The organism is Streptomyces sp. NPDC039480, from assembly GCF_055597165.1.
In genome coordinates, this window is sequence record NZ_JBVITX010000007.1 from 271,106 (window position 1) to 292,767 (window position 21,662).

The following is a 21,662-nucleotide window of genomic DNA, read 5'->3' on the forward strand; positions in this document are numbered from 1 at the left end:
GAATTCCCGCCCAGTACCGGCCTGTGAGGGCCTGCGACGGTGTTGACAGGGCACTGGTCCAGACCGCAACGTGATGCGAATGAGCTCGAAGAGCGAGAGCAAGAGCGAGAGCAAGTCGGCAGGTCGGTACTTCGACGCCGCGATCGGACTGCTCCAGCGGGTCCGCGACGAGGAGTCCGGGCACGTGGCGGAGGCCGGCACGCTGCTCGCCGACGCGGTCGAGGCCGGCGGACGCCTCTTCGCCTTCGGCGCCGGGCACTCCTCCCTCGCCGCGCAGGACGTCGTCTACCGCGCGGGCGGCCTCGCCCTCGTCAATCTCCTCGCCGTGCCCGGCGTGGTCGGCGTCGACGTGATGCCCGCCACGCTGGGCTCCGCCCTGGAGCGGGTCGACGGCCTCGCGGGCGCCGTCCTCGACTCCTCGCCGGCCCGCCCCGGCGACGTACTCGTGATCGTCTCGCTCTCCGGGCGGAACTCGCTGCCGGTCGAGATGGCCATGAATGCCCGCGCGCTCGGCCTGAAGGTCATCGGCGTCACCTCGGTGGCGTACGCGACGGAGACCAGGTCGCGGCACGTCTCGGGCACCTTCCTGAAGGATCACTGCGACGTGGTGGTCGACTCCAAGATCGGCGTCGGCGACGCGGAGCTCTCCCTCGACGGGGTCGACGCCCCGTTCGGACCCGCCTCCAGCGTCGTCACCAACGCGCTGATGCAGGCCATGACCGCCGCGGCCGTCGAGCAGCTCGCCGAGCGCGGCATCCAGCCACCGCTCCTCAGGTCCGGGAACGTGGACGGCGGCCACGACTGGAACGGCCGCGTCTTCCGGGAGTACGGGGACCGGATCTTCTACCGGCACTGAGCACTGAATCACCCGTCGGCTCCCGTGGGGCCCGGGAAGCCCACCCGCACGGTGAGGCCGCCGCCCCGCCGGTTCGCCTCCGCGGTCACCTCCGCGCCGTGCGCCCGCGCGATCGCCGCCACGATGGACAGCCCGAGACCCGCGCCCTCCCCGCGCCCGTGCGTGCGTTCCGCGAGGCGCCGGAAGGGCTCGAAGAGCTGCGGGACGGTGTCCGGCGGGACCTCCGGGCCCGTGTTGGCGACCTCCAGGGTGCCGTCGCCGGTGACGAGGACGCTCACCCGGCCCTCCGGCGTGTTGTACCGCACCGCGTTCGCCACCAGGTTGTGGACCAGCCGGTCGAGCAGCACCCCGTCGCCCGCCACGGTCAGCGGATCCGCCCGCACGGCCACCGTGACGCCGCGCCCGGCGGCCTCCTCGGCCAGGCCGTCCGCGACGGCGTGCGCGAGGACGTCCACCGTGACGGGCTCGCGCCGCTCCAGGCCCTGCTCCGACGCGGCGAGCAGCAGCAGCCCCTCGATGAGGTGCTCGCTGTCGTCGGCGACGGAGATCAGCTTCGTACGGATTCTCGCCACGCGCTCCGCGTCCGGCTCCCCGGCGAGACCGATCTCGGCGGCCGCCCGCTGCACCGCGAGCGGAGTGCGCAGCTCGTGCGCCGCGTTGGCCGCGAACCGCTGCTGCGCGCCGACGAGCCGCTCCATCCGGTCCAGCATCTCGTCGAACGTGTCGGCGAGGTGCTTCAGCTCGCCCGGCGGCGCGTCCAGCGCGATCCGCTCGTGCAGATTGGCGCCCGAGAGGCGGCGCGCGGTCTCCGCGATGACCGACACCGGGCGCAGCACCCGGTCCGCCATCCACCAGGCGAGGGCGATCGACAGGACGGCGTAGACGGTGAGGACGATCACGGAGACCGTGAGGAGGCGGTTCAGCGCGGCCTCACCCGCGAGGTCGCTGATCCTCGTCACGGCGAGGCCCTTGTCGGGGTCCACCGGTGCGCCCTCCACCCGCTGGGCGGGCACCGCGGAGGTCGCGGGCAGCGGGACGGTGTTCCAGGGCGGGACCGGGCCGCGCGGCACCGCCGTGGTCACCGCCGTACTGATCGACGTGTACAGGCCCTGCTGCACGAGCAGGTACACGAGCCCCGTCAGAAGCGCACCGGCCAGCACGAGCAGCCCTCCGTACAGGGCGGTCAGCCGGGCCCGCTCGCCGCCTGCCGTCACCTTCACAGCGACTGCCCCGCGATCCGGTACCCGGCTCCCTGCACCGTCTCCACGACCGGCGGCTCGCCCAGCTTCGCGCGGAGCTTGGAGAGGGTGACGCGGACCGCGTTCGTGCGGTAACTGGTGTCCTCCTCCCAGACCTGCTCGATCAGGTCCTCGCCGCTGACCACCGCGCCGTCCGCCCGCAGCAAGGCCTCCAGGACCGCGAACTCCTTGCGGGAAAGCGTCAGATGACGGCCGTCCCTGCTCGCCTGGCGGCGCGCGGTGTCGAGGACGAGACCGGCCCGCTCGATCACCGGCGGCAGCGCGGGCCGCGCGCGGCGGCCGAGCGCGAGGACCCGGGCGAGCAGTTCGTCGTACGCGAACGGCTTGGTCAGATAGTCGTCCGCGCCGAGACCCAGACCCGCCACGCGGTCACGCACCGTGCCCGACGCCGTCAGCATCAGCACCCGGGTCAGCAGGCGCTGCCGGACGACCCTGCGGCACACCTCGTCGCCGTGCACGCCCGGCAGATCGCGGTCGAGGATCAGCACGTCGTACTCGCCGAGCTGCAGTTTTCGCAGCGCGGTCAGTCCGTCGGCGGCGACGTCGACGGCAAGCGCGTCGCGGCGCAGCCCCTCGGCGATCATCTCGGCCAGGAATTCCTCGTCCTCCACCAGCAGTACGCGCATGCCGCTCTGTGTACCCGAGAGTGACCTTTCGCCGGTGTAAGCGTCTCCGCTGAGAGAAACGAAACCCCGCTCCCCGCCAGCCTGTGCGCGTCACTCACGCCGCACGTGAAGGGGAAGCCATGAAGACCAGGACCGTCTCCCGTACCCATACCCGCACCCGTACCCGTACCCGTACCGGCTCAGTGGCCGTCGCGTCGGCGTTCGCCGCGCTCGCCCTGTTCGCCGCGGGCTGCTCGGCCGGCTCGGACTCCGGGTCCGACACCAAGGGCAACAGCGCCGACGGCGGCAAGGGCGCCGACGCCGACAAGGCGTTCAAGGAGCGCGAATGCCTGCGCGAGCAGGGCCTGAAGGTGCCCGAGCCCAAGAGCGGGCAGGACAGCCGCGGCATCACCATCGGCGGCGACATGAGCAAGGAGAAGATGCAGGCCGCCATGAAGAAGTGCGGCCTGGGCGGCGGCTCCAAGGGCGGCGGCGTCTCGCAGGCCGACAAGGACAAGATGCTCAAGTACGCGCAGTGCATGCGCAAGAACGGCTTCGACATGCCGGACCCCAAGTTCGACGGCGGCGCGATGCAGGCCCAGCCCATGCCCAAGGGCGCCGAGGCCAAGAAGATGGAGAAGGCCGCCGAGGCGTGCAAGGGCATCGTCGGATGAGGCGCCGCACCGCCGTGGTCTCCACCGTCGTCGCGCTGCTCGCCGTCACGGGCGGCGGCATCGCCGTCACCGCCCTCGCCGACGCGGGCGGCACCCAGGACGCAGGCCACCGGAACGCGGGCCTCCCGCCGGCCACCGCGCCCGTCGAACGCGGCGACCTCAGCAGCGGCACCCAGGTCGACGGCACGCTCGGCTACGCCAAGGAACGCAAGGTCAACGCGGGTACGACGGGCACGCTCACCTGGTCCGCCGCGGCCGGCTCCACCATCCGGCGCGACGGCCGGCTCTACGAGGTCGACGGCGTCCCCGTCCGCCTCATGTACGGCACCGAGCCCATGTACCGCACGCTGAAGACGGGCGCCAAGGGCAACGACGTACGCCAGCTCGAACAGAATCTGGTCGCGCTCGGGTACGGGGCGGGGCTCGCCGTCGACGACACGTACACCGACGGCACGGCGGCCGCCGTCAAGCGGTGGCAGCAGGCGCACGACCGCAAGCGGACCGGCCGCGTCGGCCCCGACCAGGTCTCCTTCCAGCCGTCCGCGGTCCGCGTGAAGTCCGCCGGGTCCACCGTCGGCGACCAGGTCGCGCCGGGCAGGCCGGTGCTCTCGACGACCGGCTCGGAACGTGTCGTACGCGTCCAGCTCGACGTGGCGGAGGCGGGCACGGCGAAGAAGGGCACCGAGGTCACCGTCACGCTCCCGGACGGCTCCACGGCGGACGGCAGGGTCTCCGCCGTCGGCAGGACAGCCAAGCCCGGCGACGACCCGTCCGACAAGACCCCCAAGATCCCCGTCACCGTCACCTTCGACGACCCGCGCAAGGTCGGCGGCTTCGACCAGTCGCCGGTCACCGTGCACCTCACCGGCGAGACCCGCGAGGACGTCCTGTCCGTCCCCGTCAACGCGCTCCTCGCGCTGCCCGGCGGCGGCTTCGGCGTCCAGGTCGTCGAAGGCGGCCGCACCCGGGAGGTCGAGGTCGAGCTCGGCATGTTCGGGCAGGGCAGGGTCGAGGTGCGCGGCGGCGGGCTGCGGGAAGGCGCGAAGGTCGGGGTGCCGAAGGCATGAGCACCCTCCAGGACGCACCCCAGGACGCGCCCCCTGTCGTGGAGCTGGCCGGCGTCACCAAGGAGTATCCGGGCGGGGTCGCGGCCCTCCGCGGCGTCGACCTGACCGTCGCCGCCGGTGAACTCCTCGCCATCGTCGGGCCCTCCGGATCCGGCAAGTCCACCCTCCTGCACATCGTCGGCACCCTCGACCGCCCCACCGCGGGCTCCGTCGCCATCGCGGGGCACGACGTCGCCGCGCTCACCGACCGCAGCCTCTCCGCGCTGCGCGCCCGGCACATCGGCTTCGTCTTCCAGGCGTTCCACCTGGTCCCCGGCGTCAGCGCCCGCGACAACGTCGCCGAGGGCCTGCTGTACTCCGGCCTCTCCCGCGCCGAACGGCGCCGCAGGGCCGCGTACGCCCTGGAGCGCGTGGGGCTCGCCGACCGCATGCGGCACCGGCCGCACGAACTCTCCGGCGGGCAGAAACAGCGCGTCGCCATCGCCCGCGCTGTCGTCGGCGAACCCGATCTGCTTCTCGCCGACGAACCCACCGGCGCGCTCGACACCGAGTCCGGCGAGGCCGTCATGGCCCTGCTCCACGACCTCAACGCGGAGGGCGCGACCATCGCCGTCATCACCCACGACACGGAGATCGCCGGACGCCTGCCCCGGCAGGTGCGGATCAGGGACGGGCGGCTCGTCGCGGACACGCGGGGCGCGGAGGTCGTGGCGTGAGGGCGCGGAAGCGTGCGAAGGGGCGCGTCCTGAAGGCGGCGCGGCTCAGCCCCTGCGACGTCCTGCACGTCGGCTCCGCCGGGCTGCGCAGCCGTCCCGTGCGGGTCGTCCTGTCCGCGCTCGGCATCGCCATCGGCATCGCGACGATGGTCGCCGTGGTGGGCATCTCGTCCTCCAGCAAGGCCCAGCTCCTCAGGGAACTCGACGCGCTGGGCACGAACATGCTGGTGGCGTCGCCCGGTGAGGCGATGTTCTCCGGTGAGCAGGTGACGCTGCCGCCGGACGCGGCGGGCCGGGTCGGGCGGGTCGAAGGGGTCCAGGACGTCGGCGCCACCGGCGATCTCGCGGACCGGTCCGTGCGCCGCAGCGAGAAGATCCCGGCGGACGAGACGGGCGGCATCTCCGTGAAGGCGTCCACGGAGGGGCTGCTGAAGGTGCTGCGGGGGCGCATGGCACACGGCAGCTGGTTCAACGCGGCGAACAGCCGCTACCCGTCCGTGGTCCTCGGCCACGTCGCGGCCGCGCGGCTCGGCATCACCTCGCCGGGACAGCAGGTCTGGATCGACGACCGGTACTACACCGTCATCGGCATCCTCGACGCCCTGCCGCTCGCCCCCGACATCGAACGGTCGGCGCTGACCGGCTGGTCCGCGTCGAAGAAGCTGCTCGGCTTCGACGGCCGCCCGACCTCGGTGTACGAACGCTCCACGGACGCCTCCGTCAATACGGTCCGCAAGCTGCTCGCGGCATCCATCGACCCGGAGAACCCGCGCAACGTCCAGGTCACCGACCCCTCGTCGGCACTCCGGGCGAAGGCGGCGACGGAGGGGGCGTTCTCCACGCTGCTGCTCGGCCTGGGCGGCATCGCGCTGCTGGTGGGCGGCGTCGGCGTCGCCAACACGATGATCATCTCGGTCCTGGAGCGCCGCTACGAGATCGGCCTGCGCCGCTCCCTGGGCGCGACGCGGGGCCAGATCCGCGTCCAGTTCGTCACCGAGTCCCTGATGCTGTCGGGCCTCGGCGGCGCGGCGGGCGTGGCACTCGGCGCGGGCGCGACGGCGGCATACGCGGTCTCCGGCGGCCTGCCGTGGGTGGTCCCTCCCTGGTCGATGGCGGGCGGCCTCGCTGCCACCCTGGCCATCGGCACGGCAGCAGGCCTGTACCCGGCGATCCGAGCGGCCCGCCTCTCCCCGACGCTGGCACTCCACGCGGCGTAACGCCACTCGCGGCGGCGCGGCTCTCAGGACGCCAGGGACTGCCCCAGGCGAACCGGGGGACGCGACGCTCTCCGCGTGCGTGGCGCCCCCGCGGTCGAACTACCCACGGGCCGCCCCCCCCGGGAGGCGGGTGGGCATGCCCGGCTCGCCTGCGGCGGTACGGGTTCTCAGAGGGCCAGGGACTGCCCAGGCGACCGGGGGCGCGATGCTCTCCGCGTACGTCGCGCCCCCGCGGCCCAATTACCCACGGACCGCTCCCGCCCGGAGGGAGGAGAGCACGCCCAACTCGCCCGTGGCGGCGCGGGTTGCCGGGGTGCCAGGGCCTGCGTCGGGTGACCGGGGCCGCGACGCTCTCCGCGCACGCCGCGCCGCCCCGGCCGGAACTGCCCACGCGCCGCCCCCCCCGGGGGGGAGGCAGCTGAGCATGCCCAGCTCGCCTGCGCCGGTAGGGGTTCTCGGAGGCCCTCAGGGGGCCAGGGACTGTGCCAGGTCCAGGGACGCGGCGACGCGGGAGGCGACGCTTTCCGCGTAGGCCGCGTCGCCGCAGGCCAATCGCCCACGGGCCGCCCCGCGGAGTGGGGGCGAGCATGACCGGCTCGTCTGCGGCGGCGTAGGTGGCCCTCACGGGGCCAGGGACTGTGCCAGGTCCAGGGACGCGGCGACGCGGGAGGCGACGCTTTCTGCGTAGGTCGCGTCGCCGTTGGCCAATTGCCCTCGTGCCGCCCCGCGGAGGGGGGGCGAGCATGCCCGGCTCGTCTGTGGTGGCGTAGGTGGCCCTCAGGGGGCCAGGGACTGTGCCAGGTCCAGGGATGCGGCGACGCGGGAGGCGACGCTTTCTGCGTACGTTGCGTCTCCTCGGTCGAACTGGCCTCGTGCCGCACCCCGGAGGAAGGTCAGCACGCCCAGGGTGCGGCCCCGGCTTCGGAGGACCACACACAGTGCGTGGACCGCCTCCTCGGGCCACTGGCGGACCGTCGCCCACTGGCGTGCCCGCTCCGGTGCGGACGCCGCCCCCGCGCTGGCCCGCACCGATCCGGTGCGCTCCACGCACTGGGGGGCCGGGTGCCCCTCGGGGTAGCGGACGGGGACGCCCGCCGTGGCGACGGGGAGGCAGGGGCCCGGCGGCCCCGCGGGCGTCGCCGCGACCCGCACCAGCCGCACCGGGTCCCCGCCGACCGCCAGGTCCACCAGGGCATGGTCGGCGAACCCGGCGAGTGCGAAGTCGAGCTGGACCGTCGCCGCCTCCATGGGGTTCTCGCACTCCGCGGTGGCCCGCGCCGCCCGGTGCAGCTGCTGGGAGCGGAACCGCAGCTGCGAGGCCTCCTGCTCGGCCTGCTTGGCCTCGGTCACGTCGAGGAAGAGCCAGCCGACGCCGAGCGGCACGGGCTCCTCCGCGAGCGGCGAGGCAAGGCGCAGGAAGCCGCTGCGCCAGCAGCGCCGCTCACCCACGCCCTCCTGACCGGCAGCGGCCCCGGAGGGACCCGCCCCCGACTGCCCCGCACCCGCCCGCAGCGACACCCACGTCTCGGCGGGCGCGGGTGGCGTGCCCTCGGCCAGGACATGGGTCAGCGCGCTTTCCAGCTCCTCGACGCCCGTCCCGAGCAGATCGGCGAGGGGCCGCCCGAGGACGGCGGCGGGGCCCACCCCGAAGGCACGCGCCGCGTGTTCGTTCACCACGGCGGGCCGCAGGTCCGCGTCGACAAGGACCACACCCCACGAGGCGCTCTCGAAAAGGGCCTCGCTGAGCGCGATGGACCGCTCCAGGTCTATCTGCGCGTGGACCTCGCTGAACGCGCAGTACACCCCCGACGGCTTGCCGTCACCGCCCCGCACGGACGCCGACTGCATCCGCACGAGCACCCGCCCGCCGTCCTTCGTCACGAGCGCGAACTCGTGCACCTGCCGCCCCGGCGCGTCCATCGCGGACAGCAGCCGCTCCTCGACCTCCCCGGCGTCCGCCGCGCGCACCGCCCACCCCGCGAAGCCGCGCCGCCCGACGGCCTCCGCCGCCGACCACCCGAGGATCCGCTCGGCCTCGCGGTTCCAGTGCGTCACCACCCCGTCGGCGTCGAACGCGCACAGTGCCGCGTCCATCCCGTCGAGCAGCGCCGCGAGCAACTCGGCTCCGCCGGGCTCGGGTTCTTCAGGACCCAGTTCGTCAGTGGTTCCGCTCTGCCGCGAAGCACTCACGTGGCACCCCCTACAGGCCGTCTGCCTGTACCGCATGTCAGATCATTCAACTGGAACGTGACGCACCCCACAGGAAGTTCCCGGAAGTCGGACCGAAAATCGTGCGGGGAAATTCGGTTGTGTGGCCCGCGGGGCGGTTCCTAGGGTGGCGTGCACACGAGAAGGGAGGTGGTTCGGCAGATGTATCGAAACCGGACGCGTGAGGTGACTGCGGGCTAGCGGCCCGACGTCGCAACTCGAATTCGGCGCCGGACCAGCGCGTGTGATGTGCGCGCAGCCGGCCCTATTCCCAAGCGGTCACCCGACCCGCGAGCCGCCGGTACGTCCGGCCGGCTTCCTCCGCTCCGGCGGCAGGAACCACGGCTCGCGGGTCGTCCGCGTTCTCGGGGCGGGTGGCCGCAGCCGTCAGCCCTTGCTCACCGCCGTGAGGATCTCCGGCAGCCGCCGCGCCACCCGCGGCGCGGCGAGCCGCATGCCCAGCTCCGCGATCCCCGCGCCGTACACCGCGCCCACGGGGAGCAGTACCCAGCTCCAGGAGGCCGCGCCCGACGCGTGCAGCCAGATCGTGAGGGCCAGAACGGGCGCGCACAGCAGGGCCGCCGCGACCATGCCGCCGAGGATGGAGATCCAGACGATGCCCGCCTGGCCGGGCGCGGCGTTCTTGTAGCCCTCTCGCGGGATCGAGTAGGGGAAGCGGGCCGAGGACCACGCGCCCGTGGCCAGCATCGCGCCGAGCAGCGCGAAGGAGAGGCCGAGTGCTTCTGGCAGCGCGGGCCAGTCGCCGAGCATCGCGGTGGTCAGGACGGTGACAAGGGCGGCGTACGGCAGGGTGATGAGGAGCAGCGCGAGGGCCCGGCCGCGCAGCTCCACGTACGCGTCGCGCGTCGAGGAGATCGTCATCGCCACCATCCAGAACGCCGACGTGTCCTGGCCGAACTGGTTGTACATGAGGATGCCGAGCATCCCCGCCGCGAAGCACGCGAAGTACACGGAACCGGTGCCTTGCAGGGCGTTGAAGAGCGGCACGATCAGGCCGATGGCGAGGGACGTCACCCAGGCCGCCTTGGTCTTCGGGTCGCGCCACACATAGCGCAGGCTGCGCTCCATGACGGTGCCGGTGCGGCCAGGGGGGAGCAGCGCGCCGAGGGCGCCGGAGGTGCGGGAGGTGCCCCTGTCCGGTTCGGCCGCGGCGAGCGTGGAGCCGTCCGGTGTCGTCATCAGGCGGGTGAGGCTGCGCTGCCAGAGGGCGAGGAGCGCCAGCAGGGCGGCCGCGGAGAGGGCGAGTTGGGCCGCCGCCGTCCCGTATGCGCCCCCGCTCACCGAGTCGACCGCGCCGAGCGCGGCGGCCGGTGGGATCCAGCGCACGACGTCCGCCGCCGGGTCGAGCGTGCCGAGCCCCGACGAACCGAGTTTCTGCGCGCCGAAGTTGACGACCTGCGCGCCGACGGCGACGACGAGGCCGCTGAGGACCGCCAGGTCGCGCCCCTTGCGGCTGGTGAGGAGCCGGATGTTGGCGGCGGCGACCGCGCGGGCCAGCGCCACGCAGAGGAGGAGGGCGAGGGCGGTGGCGACGACGCCGGTGAGGGCTGCCGCCGCGCCGTGGGCCAGGGCGACCGTCGCGCCGGCCGCGAGGCAGAGAGTGAAGAGGGGGCCGATGCCGACGAGGGACGCGACGAGGAGTGCCCGTACGAGCGGGCGGGGGCGCAGCGGCAGCATCACCAGGCGCGTCGGGTCGAGCGTCTCGTCGCCGCTGGGGAAGAAGAGCGGCATGACGGCCCAGCCGAGGGCGAGCACGCCGACGAGCAGGACGCAGACGGTGGCGGCGTGGGTATTGCCGCGCAGCGCGACGAGGCCGAGCAGCTGGAGCGCGGCGAAGAGGAGCGAGAAGGCGACGGACGCGATGTAGGCGGCGCGGCGGCCCGCCGACTGGCGCAGTCCGTTGCGCAGGAGGGACAGCTTGAGGGATACGAGTACGGAGGTGACGGGAGTGACGGAGGTGATGGGGGTGGTGGCGGCGGGCGGTGTGGTCATCGGGGGCCGCCGCCCAGCCAGTCGAGGTCGGAGCTCGCGTCGCGGCTGTTCGCGCCGACGAGTTCGAGGAAGGCCTGTTGCAGCGAGGGGGCGTCGCCCCGGACCTCCGCGAGGGTGCCGTGGGCGCGGATGCGGCCCGCGGCCATGACCGCGACCCAGTCGCAGAGCGACTCGACGAGCTCCATGACGTGCGAGGAGAAGACGACGGTGGCGCCGGATGCGGTGTAGCGCTCCAGGACGCCGCGGATGGTCTGGGCGGAGACGGGGTCGACACCCTCGAACGGCTCGTCGAGGAAGAGGACTTCGGGGTTGTGGAGCAGCGCCGCGGCGAGGCCTGTCTTCTTGCGCATGCCGGTCGAGTAGTCGACGACCAGTTTGTGCTGGGCGCCCGCGAGATCGAGTACGTCGAGGAGCTGGGTGGCGCGCTTGTCGACCTCGGCGCCGGGCAGGCCGCGCAGCCTTCCGGTGTACGCGAGGAGTTCGCGCCCGGAGAGCCGCTCGAAGAGGCGCAGGCCCTCGGGCAGGACACCGATGCGGGCCTTGACCTCGACGGGGTCGCGCCACACGTCGTGGCCGACGACCTCGACGGTGCCCTGGTCGGGCCTGAGGAGGCCGGTGACCATGGAGAGGGTGGTGGTCTTGCCCGCGCCGTTGGGGCCGACCAGGCCGATGAACTTGCCCGCGGGGAGGGTGAGATCGATGCCGGCGACCGCGACCTGCTCGCCGAACCGCTTCCAGAGCCCCTGGATCCGTACCGCCGCCGCTTCGGTCACCGTGCCGCCTTTCGCCGCTTCCGCCGCTTCCGCCGTGTCCGCACGATACGTCGGTGGCGGCCCCGGGGGCGGTCAGCCGGTCAGCGGCGCGCTTCCCTGCCGCACGCGTACGCCAGCGGGGAGATGATCTCCTCGGCGTCGGGCAGCCAGCGGTTGGCGGCGGTGGGGCGGCAGGCCCACTGGACCGCGCCGGAGGTGCCGAAGCGGGTCGGGGGCGCGGCCACATAGGTGCCCTCGCCGAGCGGCACCAGATCGATGGCGGCCGGCGGCCAGCCCAGCTTGCGGACCAGGTCGGGGACCTTCGCGGTGGCGCCGGGCAGCACGAAGAACTGCATGCGGCGGTCGGGCGAGCGGGTCACCGGGCCGAGCGTGAGCTCCATGCGCTCCATGCGGGCGAGGGCGAGGAAGCCGGCGGTCTCGGGCACGTCGATCGCGTCGAACGTACGCCCCGTGGGGAGCAGGATCGACGCCTTGGGCTGCTTCTGCCAGAGCCGTCGGGCGACCGTCGCGCTGCCGGTGGCCTGGGTCGCCCAGTCCTCCCTGGCGGGGTGTGCGCCCGGCGCATCGCACGGGAGGTCCCCGCACGAGCACTGCTCGACCCCTTCGACGGACTCGAGCCAGGTCCCCGGAAACACGTCCCAGTGACGCTCCTCCGCGTACCGCACGGCCGTGTCCAGCAAGGCTTCTCCGCGCTGCTTCGGGATCTGCGCGGCTGCTGACGTGACTCCGATGGTCTCTTCCACGGAGTTCTCAACTCCCGGTGCCACCGCGGGTTACGGGCGCACGCGAGGGCGGGGGAGGAGCATCGATCCTGCGGCTGGGGCGCATGGGTGCATGGGTGGGGGCGCGCAGGAGGAATGGCTCCCGGGCGCGGGTAACCAGGACACGGGCAGTCAGAGAACGCCTCGGAGAAGCATATGTAGTTCTTATAGTTCTTTATGCCTTCTTTTGCTTCTTTTGTGGCGCATCTTCGCCTCGCCTCAAGGGCATTGATCATCGTGAGGCGGCCCATGGCGGCCGACCGATCCGATGGTCCACGGTGCACACAGGGGGTACGCCATGGCCGCAAGGCCGCTCGTCGCGCGACAGCCCAACGAAAGGCTGCAGGCGCTCATCCAGGAAGCCGGCTGCTCCAACGCCGGACTGGCCCGCAGGGTCAACATGTGCGGTGCGGAACACGGTCTCGACCTGCGGTACGACAAGACGTCCGTGGCCCGCTGGCTGCGCGGACAGCAGCCGCGCGGCCGGGCGCCCGGCATCATCGCCGAGGCACTCGGCCGCAAGCTGGGCCGCACCGTCACCATCGACGAGATCGGCATGGCGAACGGCAAGAACCTCGCCTCCGGCGTGGGCCTGCAGTTCTCGCCGACCGTTCTCGGCGCCATCGAGCAGGTCTGCGAGCTGTGGCGCAGCGACGTGGGCCGCAGGGACTTCCTCTCCGGGTCGTCCGTGGCCGCGTCCGCGCTCGTCGAACCCAGCCGTGACTGGCTGATCTCGTCGCCCGACTCGCAGGTCGGCCGGGCCGCGGGGCCGCGCGTCGGCATGGCGGACGTGGCGGCGGTCAAGGCGATGACGGAGGCGCTGACCCAGCTGGACCACCAGTTCGGCAGCGGTCACGTGCGGCCGGTCGTCGTCCACTACCTCAACTCCGTGGTGTCCGGGCTGCTCGCGGGCTCCTACCGCGAAGCGGTCGGGCGCGAACTGTTCGCGGCGGTCGCCCGGTTGACCGAGCTCGCGGGGTACATGGCCGTCGACACGGGCCAGCCAGGGCTCGCCCAGCGCTACTACATCCAGGCGCTCCGCCTGGCCCAGGCGGCGGGCGACCGGGGGTACGGCGGGTATGTGCTCGCGGCGTCCATGAGCCACCTCGCCGCCCAGCTCGGGAACCCGCGCGAGATCGCGCAGTTGGCGCGGGCCGCGCAGGAAGGGACGCGCGGCAGGGTCACGCCCCGCGCGGAGGCGATGTTCTACGCCGCCGAGGCGCGCGGGCACGCGCTGCTCGGTGACGCGCGGGCCACGCAGGTCGTGGCGGGCCGGGCCACCGAGGCGATGGACCGCGCCGCCGGCGCGGCGGACTCCGGCGACGACCCGGTCTGGATCCGGCACTTCGACCACGCGTATCTGGCCGATGAAATGGCGCATTGTCACCGGGACTTGGGCCAGGCCGACGCGGCGGCGCGCAGCGCCCAGGAGTCCCTGGACGGGCACCCCGAGACCCGGGCGCGCCGTCGCGCGATCGGCCTCGTCCTCCTCGCCACGGCACAGGTGCAGCGGCGCGAGGTGGAACAGGCCTGCCACACGGGCCTCAAGGCCGTCGAACTCCTCGGCACCCTGCGCTCCAACCGCGGCGCGGAGTACCTGGAGGACTTCCAGGACCGCCTCGAGCCGTACCGGGAGGAGCCGGTGGTACGGGAGTTCGGGGCGCGCGTCGAGGTCCAGGCGGCGTGAGACGGGGAAACGCACCCGTGAACAGCGCCGCCCCGGAAAGTTCTGTTACAGCCGACACCGAGCGGAGGGCGGCGTTCTGAGCTGCGTGGCAGAGGGATGTGGGGACCCGGTAGCGTGACCCGACGGTTCCGTAGGTCCCCCCAGGTGTAGGAGTCCCGGTGACGCAGCAGAGCGGTCAGGGCGCTGCTTCTTCCGATCCGCAGCAGCGGCCCGCCCATGAGGGCGTAGTGCTGCCCGCGGACGGCAGCGAGCCCCTGTTCCCCACCACCGCGGGCCCCCACAGCGCCCCTCCGGGCGGCACCCCCTGGAACCACCCCTGGGGCCCCGAAACCCCCACCCCGCCCCTCCCCCCGGAGACGCCCCCCACACCCTCGTACGACGCCTCGTACGGAGCCCAACAGCAGGGCTACGGCACCCCGCAGCAGGGCCAGGGCACCCCGGGGCCCGGGTATGGCTACCCGCAGCAGGGCGGGGGCGCTCCGCAGCCCGGTCAGGGTGCTTCGCAGTCCGGGTATGGCGTGCAGCAGGCGGGTCAGGGCGCTTCGGGGCCCGGGTATGGCGGCCCGCGGTCGGGTCAGGGTGCTCAGCAATCAGGTCAGGGTGCTCCGCAGTCGGGCCACGGCACCACAGAGCCTGGGTATGGCTACCCGCAGCCGGGTCAGGGCACCCCGGGGCCCGGGTATGGCTACCCGCAGCAGGGCGCGGGCGCTCCGCAGTCGGGCCAAGGGGCCCCAGAGCCCGGGTACGGCTATCCGCAGTCCGGTCCGGGTGCTTCGCAGCCCGGGTACGGCGACCTGCGGTCGGGGCAGAGTGCTCCGCAGCCGGGTCAGGGTGCCGCGCAGTCCGGATACAGCGCGCAGCATGCGGGCCAGGGCGCTTCGCAGTACGGGCACGGCGCCCCGCTGCCGGGCCACGGCGTCCCGCAGCCCGGATATGGCGACCCGCGGTCGGGCCAGGGCGCCCCGCAGGCAGGCCCGGGCGCTTCGCAGCCGGGCCATGGCACCCCGGCGCCCGGGTACGGCTATCCGCAGCCGGGTCAGGGCGCTCCGCAGGCCGGGTACGGCTCGCAGCAGGCGGGTCAGGGCACCCCAGGGCCCGGTTACGGCTACCCGCAGCAGGGCGAGGGCGCCCAGCAGCCCGGGTACGGCTACCCGCAGGCGAGTCAGGGCGGATCCCGCCCCGGGGTCACCCCGCAGCCCGGTTACGGCTACCCGCAGTCAGGTCAAGGCGCCCCGCAGGCCGGGTACGACGCCCCGCAGGGGCAGTACGGGCGGGCGGGTGGGGAGTCTCAGGGTGGGGCGTCGTACGGCGCCGCATCGGGGCGGGGCGCGCACGGGGCGCAGGCGGCGCATGGCGCGCCGCAGCAGGCGCACGGTGCCCATGCCGCTCCGGGGCCGGCCTCGCAGGCGAGACACGGTGCGCACGCCGCGTCGGCGGAGTCCGGGCAGGAGGGGCACGTAGGCCCCGCCGCCGCGTCGCAGCGTGCGCATGGGGCTCATGCCGCGCCTCGCGGGGCTCAGCCGTTGCCCCCCGTCGCCCCCGCCCCGCAGAGCATGCCGTTGCCTCCCGTCGCCGCGCCGGGAGCCCCCGCGCCCTCCGACAGTGAGGCGACGCAGTACATAGCCCCTGTGCCTGATGAGGGGGCCACGCAGTACATCGCCCCCGTGCCCGACGAAGGGGCCACGCAGTACATACCCCCGGTGGGACCCGGTGCCCTGCCGCCCGAGGCTCCCGCCGCCGATGCCACGCAGTTCCTGGGGCGGACCAGTTCGTCCGGGTCCGCGTCCGCGCCCGCCCCCGTTTCCGACAGCGATCCCACCCAGTTCATCGCGCCGATCCCCGCCGACGGCCCGCCGCCCGAGCCGGCCGCCGCCCCGTACGGCATCCGGCCCGGCGCCCCCGGCGACCGGCAGCCGCCCGCCGAGTTCGACAGCCTCTTCCGTAGCGACAGTGACGCGGACTCCGGGGGCCCCGCCTCCACCCAGCAGATGCCCCGCGTCGAGGCGCACGGCCCCGCACCCGTCCCCGCGCCCGCACCCGGCGGTCACGGCGGCGGAGGCGGCCGGCGCAACCGCACCGGATCGAAGGTGCCGCTCATCGCCGCCGTCGGAGTCGGCATCGCCCTCCTCGGCGTCGGCGCGGGCGCTCTCCTCAGCTCCGGGGGCGGGGACGATGAGAAGAGCGATGACGGGAAGCCTGTTTCCGCATCCGCCGAGCCCGACGAGCGGCCCTCGCCCACCGCCGACCCCGCCAAGGACCAGGCCGTCGCCCTGGACAAGCTGCTCGCCGACAGCAACGACAGCCGTGACACGGTCATCGCCGCCGTACGCAACGTAGGAAAGTGCCAGAACCTCAGCCAGTCGGCGAAGGACCTGCGCGGCGCGGCCCGGCAGCGCAACGGACTCGTGACCCGGCTCGCCGCCCTGAAGGTCGACAAGCTCCCGGCCAACGACCAGCTGACCGCCTCCCTCAACAAGGCGTGGAAGGCGTCCGCCGCCGCGGACAACCACTACGCCGCGTGGGCGGACCAGGTCGCGGGCAAGAAGGGCTGCAGGAAGGGCCACGCCCGCAACACCTCGCAGACCGCGGCGGGCAACCGGCAGAGCGGCGCGGCGACGACGGCCAAGGAGCAGGCCGCCAACCACTGGAACGCGATCGCGCGGAAGTACGGCCTGACCGAGCGCACCAAGACCCAGCTCTGACGGGCGGGGGACGGGGACGCAGGTCGGGGGCGGCCGTCCGTTCTACGCCGTCTGCTCCAGTGTCTTCTCCACGTTCACGAAGCCCTCGCGGGCCGGGACGAGCCGCCCGTCCCGCACCACCTGGAACGTGACGCCCGAGTTGATCAGGCGCGGGTACTCGCTCGCGGCGAGCAGGTCCTCGAAGCGCCAGCTCAGCGGCGGCGTGAGGCCGTCCGTCTCGACGCGCAGGCCGCCGTCGAGGGCGCGGCGCAGCGTGCGGGACGACACCTCGCCGCCGTCGAGCGACTCGACGGCCTGCTTCAGGACGGTGTACGCGATCCACGTCGTCTGGACGCCCGCGTCCGCCGGGTCGACCCGGTTGTCGCCGAACGCCTGCTCACGGATGACGTCCCGCATCCGGTCCCACCTGGCGTCACCCGCCGCCGGGTACCAGCCGGTGACGTACGCCCCTTCGTAGGGACCGTTCGCGCCGCCGGTGCGGTCGATGAGGGACTGGTCGACACTGCCGAGGACCGACGAGATCCGTACCGGCGGATAGTCGTCCTTGGTGCGCCGGAACGAGTCGTAGAAGGTGTCCGTGCGCGCCCCGAGCGCGGCGGTCACACAGCCGTCGGAGGCGCCCGCGTCCTTCAGGGCGCGCTCGGCCTGCGGTGTGAGGTCGGTGCCGTCCTCAGGAGCGCGGATGTCCGAGACGGGTTTGTGGTGGCCGTCGGCGAGGCCCTGGTTGAGGAGCTTGGGCAGCTCGTCGCCGGCGAGGGTGTCGGGGCGGACGAGGGAGACGCGTGCGCAGCGGGCGGCGAGCTGCCGGCCGTTGCCCGCGAGGAGCGCCGGTTCGCCGCCGTTGACCGGGTACGAGAGCGGGCTGCTGAACTCGTCGTCGGTGATGCCGTAGCCGCCGATGTAGGGGATGCCGGCGACCTCGAGGGGGCCGAGGAAGGAGCGGCCGTGCTGGCTGTACGCGCCGACGACCGCCACCACGTCGTTCTCGACGGCCTCCCGCGCGCAGTCCGCGGCGCCGACCGAGTCGTTGTGGTCGTTGCAGGTGAGGACCTTCAGCTCGCGGCCGCCGAGGCCGCCGTGGGCGTTGACCCAGCGGGCGTAGGCCTGTGCCATGGCGGGTACGCCGGGCTTGTTGGTGGCCTTGGTCTTCTCGGGGGCCCACGTCATGACGGTGATGGGGTCGTCCCCGGAACCCCCCGTGGTTCCAGGGATGACCCCGCAGCCGGTTATCAGGGACGTACACGCCGCCACAGCGGCCGCCGAGAGTGCTGCGGTTCGGGAAGGGCGGGGGAGGAAGGTGCGTCGCCAGCCGGTCATGTCCCTGCACGATTCCTTGACGTGGCCAACCGTGGAGTGACGCGTTCTCAACGGACTGTGACATGAAGGTGAACGGGCGGGGTCCGGTTCGCGTGCGCGGAGTGGGAACGTACGATCCATGACCGTGCAAGGTTCGGAGAAGTCTTCCCGTCGTGGCCGTCGCTCCAGCACCATGGGTGGCATGCCGACCAACGACATGCCGTGGTGGCGCTGGCGCAGCAACGTGCGCTCGGCGCTGCACATGCTCTCCGACCCCGACTTCCAGCGGGAGTGCTGGCTCGCGGGGCGTGACGAGTACGGGGACGTGACCGACGCCGTGTACCGGCTGGTCGAGGACACGTGGCTGGACAACTGGTCCGCTGAGAAGTACGTGGGCACGATCTTCCGCGACCCGCAGGAGGCGGCCCTCGTCGACACGGCCGTGCTGCGCGTCCTGCGGATCATGCACGAGGTCGGGCCCGACGCGCTGGTCTCCGTCTATCTGGAGCACCCCGGCTGGCCCGAGGCGGTCCGTGCCGCGCGCGACGCGCACGTCCGGCTCGCGGCGGGCGACGGCGACGACCCCGACGTACCGCCGCAGACGCTCGAAGTGCTGCGGATCATGACGCGGACCGCCTGACCGCGGCGGCCGCCGGGCGTGACCCGGTCCGACCCGCGGGACGATTGCCGTCCGCGGTCCCCGCTGTGGGAACCTTGGCCGCATGAACGAGCAGTCCACCGCGCCCGCCGCCCCCGCTGAGCAGTACGTCCTCACCCTCTCCTGCCCCGACAAGCAGGGCATCGTGCACGCCGTGTCGAGTTATCTCTTCATGACCGGCTGCAACATCGAGGACAGCCAGCAGTTCGGCGACCACGACACCGGACTGTTCTTCATGCGCGTGCACTTCTCCGCCGAGGCTCCGGTGACCGTCGACAAGCTGCGGGCGAGCTTCGCCGCGATCGGCGACTCCTTCCACATGGACTGGCAGATCCACCGCGCCGAGGACAGGATGCGGGTGGTCCTGCTCGTGTCGAAGTTCGGCCACTGCCTGAACGACCTGCTGTTCCGCTCCCGGATCGGCGCGCTGCCGGTGGAGATCGCCGCGGTCGTCTCCAACCACACGGACTTCGCCGAGCTCGTCGCCTCGTACGGCGTCCCCTTCCACCACATCCCGGTGACCAGGGACACCAAGCCGCAGGCCGAGGCGCGGCTCCTGGAGATCGTCCGCGAGGAGCGCGTGGAGCTGGTCGTCCTCGCCCGCTACATGCAGGTGCTCTCGGACGACCTGTGCAAGGAGCTCAGCGGGCGGATCATCAACATCCACCACTCCTTCCTGCCGAGCTTCAAGGGCGCGAAGCCCTACCACCAGGCGCACGCGCGCGGTGTGAAGCTGATCGGCGCGACCGCGCACTATGTGACGGCCGACCTCGACGAGGGGCCGATCATCGAGCAGGAGGTCGAGCGCGTCGGCCACGACGTCACCCCCGACCAGCTGGTCGCGGTGGGCCGTGACGTGGAGTGCCAGGCCCTTGCGCGGGCCGTGAAGTGGCACGCGGAGCGCAGGATCCTGCTGAACGGCCGCCGCACGGTCGTCTTCGCCTAGCCCCCTCTCCCTACTACGGCTTACGGCTCACATCCGGCTCAGCGAGGCCGCCGCGAACAGGACGTCGCGGATCGCCTCGCGGTCGCCGTCCTGACCCGCGGCCGCCTCCTCCGGCGAGACGTGGCCCGCAGCGAGACGGCAGAACTCGACGCCGTCCAGCGCCACATGGGCCACCTCGTGCTCCCGTGACCCGGTCGCCGCGGGGGAGTCGAGCGGGATGAGCCACTCGCCACCGCCGAGCCCCTCGATCTCCAGACGCAGACTGCGGCCCGGCGCGCCCGCCGCGACCAAGTGGCGGGGCGGCGTGGCCAGCCCGGAGCGGCGGCGCTCCGCGAGCGTGCCGGGGAGCAGCCGGGCCGCGAGGTCGATCATGCGGTGGAGGTGCCGGGGTGCGGGCGGCGCGTACGGATAGTCGACCGCGTCGGCGATGTCGCCCGCGTGGATCCAGCACTCGAAGGCGCGGTCGACCATCGAGTCGCGCAGCGGCAGCTCGACGGTCCGCCGCGGCCCGGGCCCCGCGCCGCCGCCGCCCGGGGCGGCCACCGTCCCGTACGGCACCGGGAGCCGGCCCGAACCTCCTCCGGAGCCCGAAGCCCCTGAGGGACCCCCGGCCGCGAACGACACCGTCCGGATCAGCTCGTGCGTCTGGTCGCGCCAGGGGGTGCGCACCGCGCGCGTGGGCGGGAAGTGCGAGGCGCGCCAGTACGCCTCGGTGCGGTGGGCCGCGTCCTGCGGAACTCTGACGTCCGGCCCGAGCGGGTCGTCGAGGCCGAGGGCGAGTCCGACCATGCCGTCGACCGCCAGGAGATGCGCGATGACCCCGGCCACGGTGGTCTTCCTGGTGACCGGGCCGTCCCCCTCGAACCAGCGGAGCCGCACGGGGGCGTGCCACTCCGCGTCGCCGATGTCCTGGAGGAGGGCATCGAGACGGGCGGTCTCCGCGTCGTACGGAACGGCCCACTCGGGGACCGGGATGCGGGGCGGGCGGCGGCCGAGGCAGCTCTCCAGGACGCGGGTGCGCAGGCCCGGGTCGAGGTCGAGGCTCTCCTCGGGGTGGAGCAGGCCGACCGCGTCGCGCAGCCGCAGGGCCTCTTCCGCGCAGGGGCCGCAGCCGCCCAGGTGCTCCTCGACGGCGGTGGCCTCCTCGGCGGAGCAGGCGGCTAGCGCCCAGGCGCCGAGCAGGGACTTCAGGACGCGGTGCTCCAGGACGAGCGGCGCGGGCGCCGGTGGCCGTTCGGGCAGGTCGGGCAGGGGCTGTCCGGTGTCCTCCACGGAGGCGCGCGGCGTCGGTATGCGCGGCGCGGTGCCGTCGGGGCGGTCGGGTCCTGTGCCGTCGGGGCCGTCGAGCGGCTCGGGGCGGTCGGCGCCGCTCACAGCGCGGCTCCGGGTCCTGGCGAGGTGTCGTGGGGCAGGCCGGCGGAGGGCGCGGGGGTGTCGTTGGCCGTGGCGAGGAGCTGGAGGCCGAGGCGGAGCCTGCGGCGGGCCTCGTCCTCGGTGACGCCGAGGTCGGCCGCCGTCTGGCGGTAGTCGCGGCGCTGGAAGTAGGCGAGCTCGAGGGCGGCCCGCAGCGGGGTGGGCATGGCCGTCACGATGTAGTCCGCGCGGGCCGCGGCCGACGCGCGGCGGACCTTGCGCTCCAGGTCCTCCGCGGTGCCCTCGCCGCTGCGGGCGAGCGCGGCGGACTCGGTCTGGCGGAGCCTGCGGACGGCCTGCTGGTGGGCGAGCGTGGCGAGCCAGGAGCGCAGGGGGCCCTGGCGCGGGTCGTACGCGTCGGGGTTCTCCCAGATGTGGCCGAAAACCTCGCGGGTGACGCGGTCGGCGGCGCTCACGTCGCCGAGGACGCGGTGCGCGAGGCCGTGCACGAGTGAGGCGAAGCGGTCGTAGAGCTCTCCCAGCGCGGCGGCTTCTCCGTGCGCGAGCCGCTGCTGCATCCGGCGGTCCCAGCGCCGCGGCGCTTCCTTCGGCATGCGGCCCCCTCGTGCGCTTGCCCTGTGCTGCCTGCCTGACTGCTCGTACTCGCTACTACTCGTTACTTGCTACTCGCTACTCGCTACTCGAACGGTACTTCGAGTTCTGCGCTCATGCTGCTGTCCCCCCGCCTCGGACTTCCCGGGACTTCCTCGAATGTAGTCGGCGCCACTGACAGCAGGCTCTTGATTGCGGCAAAGCACGCACTCCGGCGGAGGCCGGATGATATTGACGGTGGCCCGCTGGTGTTTCATGG

At 73.3% G+C, this 21,662-nt stretch carries 20 protein-coding genes; 9 read left to right on the top strand and 11 right to left on the bottom strand.

Annotation, left to right across the window (positions count from 1 at the left end; genetic code table 11):
* The first annotated feature begins 79 nt into the window (after window positions 1-79).
* A complete protein-coding gene (locus tag ACZ56E_RS23195) occupies window positions 80-856 on the top strand; it encodes an SIS domain-containing protein (RefSeq protein ID WP_471216885.1) in 777 nt (258 codons plus the stop codon).
* An 8-nt stretch (window positions 857-864) separates the two neighbouring features.
* Here the strand turns inward: ACZ56E_RS23195 and ACZ56E_RS23200 are convergent, their stop codons facing one another.
* Together ACZ56E_RS23200 and ACZ56E_RS23205 are read right to left on the bottom strand one after the other, a co-directional pair.
* On the bottom strand, window positions 865-2,076 hold the full coding sequence (locus ACZ56E_RS23200) for a sensor histidine kinase (RefSeq protein ID WP_471216887.1): 1,212 nt from the start codon (window positions 2,074-2,076) through the stop codon (window positions 865-867).
* Window positions 2,073-2,741, bottom strand: a complete 669-nt coding sequence (locus ACZ56E_RS23205) for a response regulator transcription factor (RefSeq protein WP_468610556.1) — start codon at window positions 2,739-2,741, stop codon at window positions 2,073-2,075. Before ACZ56E_RS23205 ends, ACZ56E_RS23200 begins: the two co-directional genes overlap by 4 nt.
* Before the next feature lie 119 nt (window positions 2,742-2,860).
* Between ACZ56E_RS23205 and ACZ56E_RS23210 the strand changes: the two genes are divergently transcribed.
* From ACZ56E_RS23210 to ACZ56E_RS23225, 4 genes are read left to right on the top strand one after another with little or no spacing between them, the layout of a single operon-like run.
* On the top strand, window positions 2,861-3,394 hold the full coding sequence (locus tag ACZ56E_RS23210) for a hypothetical protein (protein ID WP_471216889.1): 534 nt from the start codon (window positions 2,861-2,863) through the stop codon (window positions 3,392-3,394).
* Window positions 3,391-4,461 (top strand): efflux RND transporter periplasmic adaptor subunit, encoded by a 1,071-nt coding sequence (locus ACZ56E_RS23215; RefSeq protein ID WP_471216891.1) that lies wholly within the window; start codon window positions 3,391-3,393, stop codon window positions 4,459-4,461. The genes ACZ56E_RS23210 and ACZ56E_RS23215 overlap by 4 nt, the downstream gene beginning before the upstream one ends.
* The gene (locus tag ACZ56E_RS23220) at window positions 4,458-5,177 is read left to right on the top strand and encodes an ABC transporter ATP-binding protein (RefSeq protein ID WP_471216893.1); all 720 of its coding nucleotides are present in this window, start codon (window positions 4,458-4,460) and stop codon (window positions 5,175-5,177) included. The genes ACZ56E_RS23215 and ACZ56E_RS23220 overlap by 4 nt, the downstream gene beginning before the upstream one ends.
* Window positions 5,174-6,394, top strand: coding sequence for an ABC transporter permease (locus ACZ56E_RS23225; protein WP_471216895.1), 1,221 nt, complete (start codon window positions 5,174-5,176; stop codon window positions 6,392-6,394). Before ACZ56E_RS23220 ends, ACZ56E_RS23225 begins: the two co-directional genes overlap by 4 nt.
* Before the next feature lie 777 nt (window positions 6,395-7,171).
* Here ACZ56E_RS23225 and ACZ56E_RS23230 read toward each other — a convergent pair.
* The 4 genes from ACZ56E_RS23230 to ACZ56E_RS23245 all read right to left on the bottom strand — a co-directional run bounded on the left by ACZ56E_RS23230 (window position 7,172) and on the right by ACZ56E_RS23245 (window position 12,131).
* Window positions 7,172-8,584, bottom strand: a complete 1,413-nt coding sequence (locus tag ACZ56E_RS23230) for a PAS domain-containing protein (RefSeq protein ID WP_471216897.1) — start codon at window positions 8,582-8,584, stop codon at window positions 7,172-7,174.
* 405 nt (window positions 8,585-8,989) lie between these two features.
* Window positions 8,990-10,615, bottom strand: a complete 1,626-nt coding sequence (locus ACZ56E_RS23235) for a transporter (protein WP_471216899.1) — start codon at window positions 10,613-10,615, stop codon at window positions 8,990-8,992.
* Window positions 10,612-11,388 carry an ABC transporter ATP-binding protein gene (locus ACZ56E_RS23240; RefSeq protein WP_471216900.1) on the bottom strand — a complete coding sequence of 259 codons (777 nt, stop codon included), beginning with the start codon at window positions 11,386-11,388 and terminating at the stop codon, window positions 10,612-10,614. Before ACZ56E_RS23240 ends, ACZ56E_RS23235 begins: the two co-directional genes overlap by 4 nt.
* 80 nt (window positions 11,389-11,468) lie before the next feature.
* On the bottom strand, window positions 11,469-12,131 hold the full coding sequence (locus ACZ56E_RS23245) for a bifunctional DNA primase/polymerase (RefSeq protein WP_468610540.1): 663 nt from the start codon (window positions 12,129-12,131) through the stop codon (window positions 11,469-11,471).
* Window positions 12,132-12,447: 316 nt separating this feature from the next.
* Here ACZ56E_RS23245 and ACZ56E_RS23250 point away from each other — a divergent pair, with 316 nt between their 5' ends.
* Window positions 12,448-13,836 (top strand): transcriptional regulator, encoded by a 1,389-nt coding sequence (locus ACZ56E_RS23250; RefSeq protein ID WP_471216901.1) that lies wholly within the window; start codon window positions 12,448-12,450, stop codon window positions 13,834-13,836.
* Window positions 13,837-14,426: 590 nt separating this feature from the next.
* Here ACZ56E_RS23250 and ACZ56E_RS23255 read toward each other — a convergent pair.
* Together ACZ56E_RS23255 and ACZ56E_RS23260 are read right to left on the bottom strand one after the other, a co-directional pair.
* Entirely contained in the window at window positions 14,427-14,834 is a 408-nt protein-coding gene (locus ACZ56E_RS23255; protein ID WP_471216903.1) for a hypothetical protein, read from the bottom strand.
* A 219-nt stretch (window positions 14,835-15,053) separates the two neighbouring features.
* Window positions 15,054-15,218, bottom strand: a complete 165-nt coding sequence (locus ACZ56E_RS23260; protein ID WP_471216905.1) for a hypothetical protein — start codon at window positions 15,216-15,218, stop codon at window positions 15,054-15,056.
* 246 nt (window positions 15,219-15,464) lie between these two features.
* On the opposite strand from ACZ56E_RS23260, the gene ACZ56E_RS23265 reads away from it, so the two are divergent.
* Window positions 15,465-16,538 carry a hypothetical protein gene (locus tag ACZ56E_RS23265; RefSeq protein WP_471216907.1) on the top strand — a complete coding sequence of 358 codons (1,074 nt, stop codon included), beginning with the start codon at window positions 15,465-15,467 and terminating at the stop codon, window positions 16,536-16,538.
* Between the two features lie 42 nt (window positions 16,539-16,580).
* On the opposite strand, the gene ACZ56E_RS23270 is transcribed toward ACZ56E_RS23265, so the two are convergent.
* Complete coding sequence (locus ACZ56E_RS23270) at window positions 16,581-17,855, bottom strand: ABC transporter substrate-binding protein (protein WP_471216909.1); 1,275 nt, start codon at window positions 17,853-17,855, stop codon at window positions 16,581-16,583.
* A gap of 118 nt (window positions 17,856-17,973) precedes the next feature.
* On the opposite strand from ACZ56E_RS23270, the gene ACZ56E_RS23275 reads away from it, so the two are divergent.
* Window positions 17,974-18,474, top strand: a complete 501-nt coding sequence (locus tag ACZ56E_RS23275; RefSeq protein WP_468610530.1) for an SCO4402 family protein — start codon at window positions 17,974-17,976, stop codon at window positions 18,472-18,474.
* Between the two features lie 82 nt (window positions 18,475-18,556).
* The gene (purU, locus tag ACZ56E_RS23280; RefSeq protein ID WP_468610528.1) at window positions 18,557-19,438 is read left to right on the top strand and encodes a formyltetrahydrofolate deformylase; all 882 of its coding nucleotides are present in this window, start codon (window positions 18,557-18,559) and stop codon (window positions 19,436-19,438) included.
* 27 nt (window positions 19,439-19,465) lie between these two features.
* Here the strand turns inward: purU and ACZ56E_RS23285 are convergent, their stop codons facing one another.
* Together ACZ56E_RS23285 and ACZ56E_RS23290 are read right to left on the bottom strand one after the other, a co-directional pair.
* Window positions 19,466-20,812 carry a zf-HC2 domain-containing protein gene (locus ACZ56E_RS23285; RefSeq protein WP_471216912.1) on the bottom strand — a complete coding sequence of 449 codons (1,347 nt, stop codon included), beginning with the start codon at window positions 20,810-20,812 and terminating at the stop codon, window positions 19,466-19,468.
* Window positions 20,809-21,405, bottom strand: a complete 597-nt coding sequence (locus ACZ56E_RS23290; protein ID WP_468610524.1) for a sigma-70 family RNA polymerase sigma factor — start codon at window positions 21,403-21,405, stop codon at window positions 20,809-20,811. The genes ACZ56E_RS23285 and ACZ56E_RS23290 overlap by 4 nt, the downstream gene beginning before the upstream one ends.
* Window positions 21,406-21,662: the final 257 nt, after the last annotated feature.

Bases quoted from the DNA above. Each gene is read 5' to 3' on its own strand.
- ACZ56E_RS23260 (WP_471216905.1), bottom strand. From the start codon at position 15,218: ATGGGCACCGTGCGCCTGCTGCGGCGCGCCATGCGCCGCCTGCGCCCC.
- ACZ56E_RS23215 (WP_471216891.1), top strand. From the start codon at position 3,391: ATGAGGCGCCGCACCGCCGTGGTCTCCACCGTCGTCGCGCTGCTCGCC.
- ACZ56E_RS23195 (WP_471216885.1), top strand. From the start codon at position 80: ATGAGCTCGAAGAGCGAGAGCAAGAGCGAGAGCAAGTCGGCAGGTCGG.
- ACZ56E_RS23250 (WP_471216901.1), top strand. From the start codon at position 12,448: ATGGCCGCAAGGCCGCTCGTCGCGCGACAGCCCAACGAAAGGCTGCAG.
- ACZ56E_RS23270 (WP_471216909.1), bottom strand. From the start codon at position 17,855: ATGACCGGCTGGCGACGCACCTTCCTCCCCCGCCCTTCCCGAACCGCA.
- purU (WP_468610528.1), top strand. From the start codon at position 18,557: ATGAACGAGCAGTCCACCGCGCCCGCCGCCCCCGCTGAGCAGTACGTC.
- ACZ56E_RS23210 (WP_471216889.1), top strand. From the start codon at position 2,861: ATGAAGACCAGGACCGTCTCCCGTACCCATACCCGCACCCGTACCCGT.
- ACZ56E_RS23255 (WP_471216903.1), bottom strand. From the start codon at position 14,834: ATGGCCCGGCTGCGAAGCGCCCGGGCCTGCCTGCGGGGCGCCCTGGCC.
- ACZ56E_RS23290 (WP_468610524.1), bottom strand. From the start codon at position 21,405: ATGCCGAAGGAAGCGCCGCGGCGCTGGGACCGCCGGATGCAGCAGCGG.
- ACZ56E_RS23275 (WP_468610530.1), top strand. From the start codon at position 17,974: ATGACCGTGCAAGGTTCGGAGAAGTCTTCCCGTCGTGGCCGTCGCTCC.
- ACZ56E_RS23205 (WP_468610556.1), bottom strand. From the start codon at position 2,741: ATGCGCGTACTGCTGGTGGAGGACGAGGAATTCCTGGCCGAGATGATC.
- ACZ56E_RS23220 (WP_471216893.1), top strand. From the start codon at position 4,458: ATGAGCACCCTCCAGGACGCACCCCAGGACGCGCCCCCTGTCGTGGAG.
- ACZ56E_RS23235 (WP_471216899.1), bottom strand. From the start codon at position 10,615: ATGACCACACCGCCCGCCGCCACCACCCCCATCACCTCCGTCACTCCC.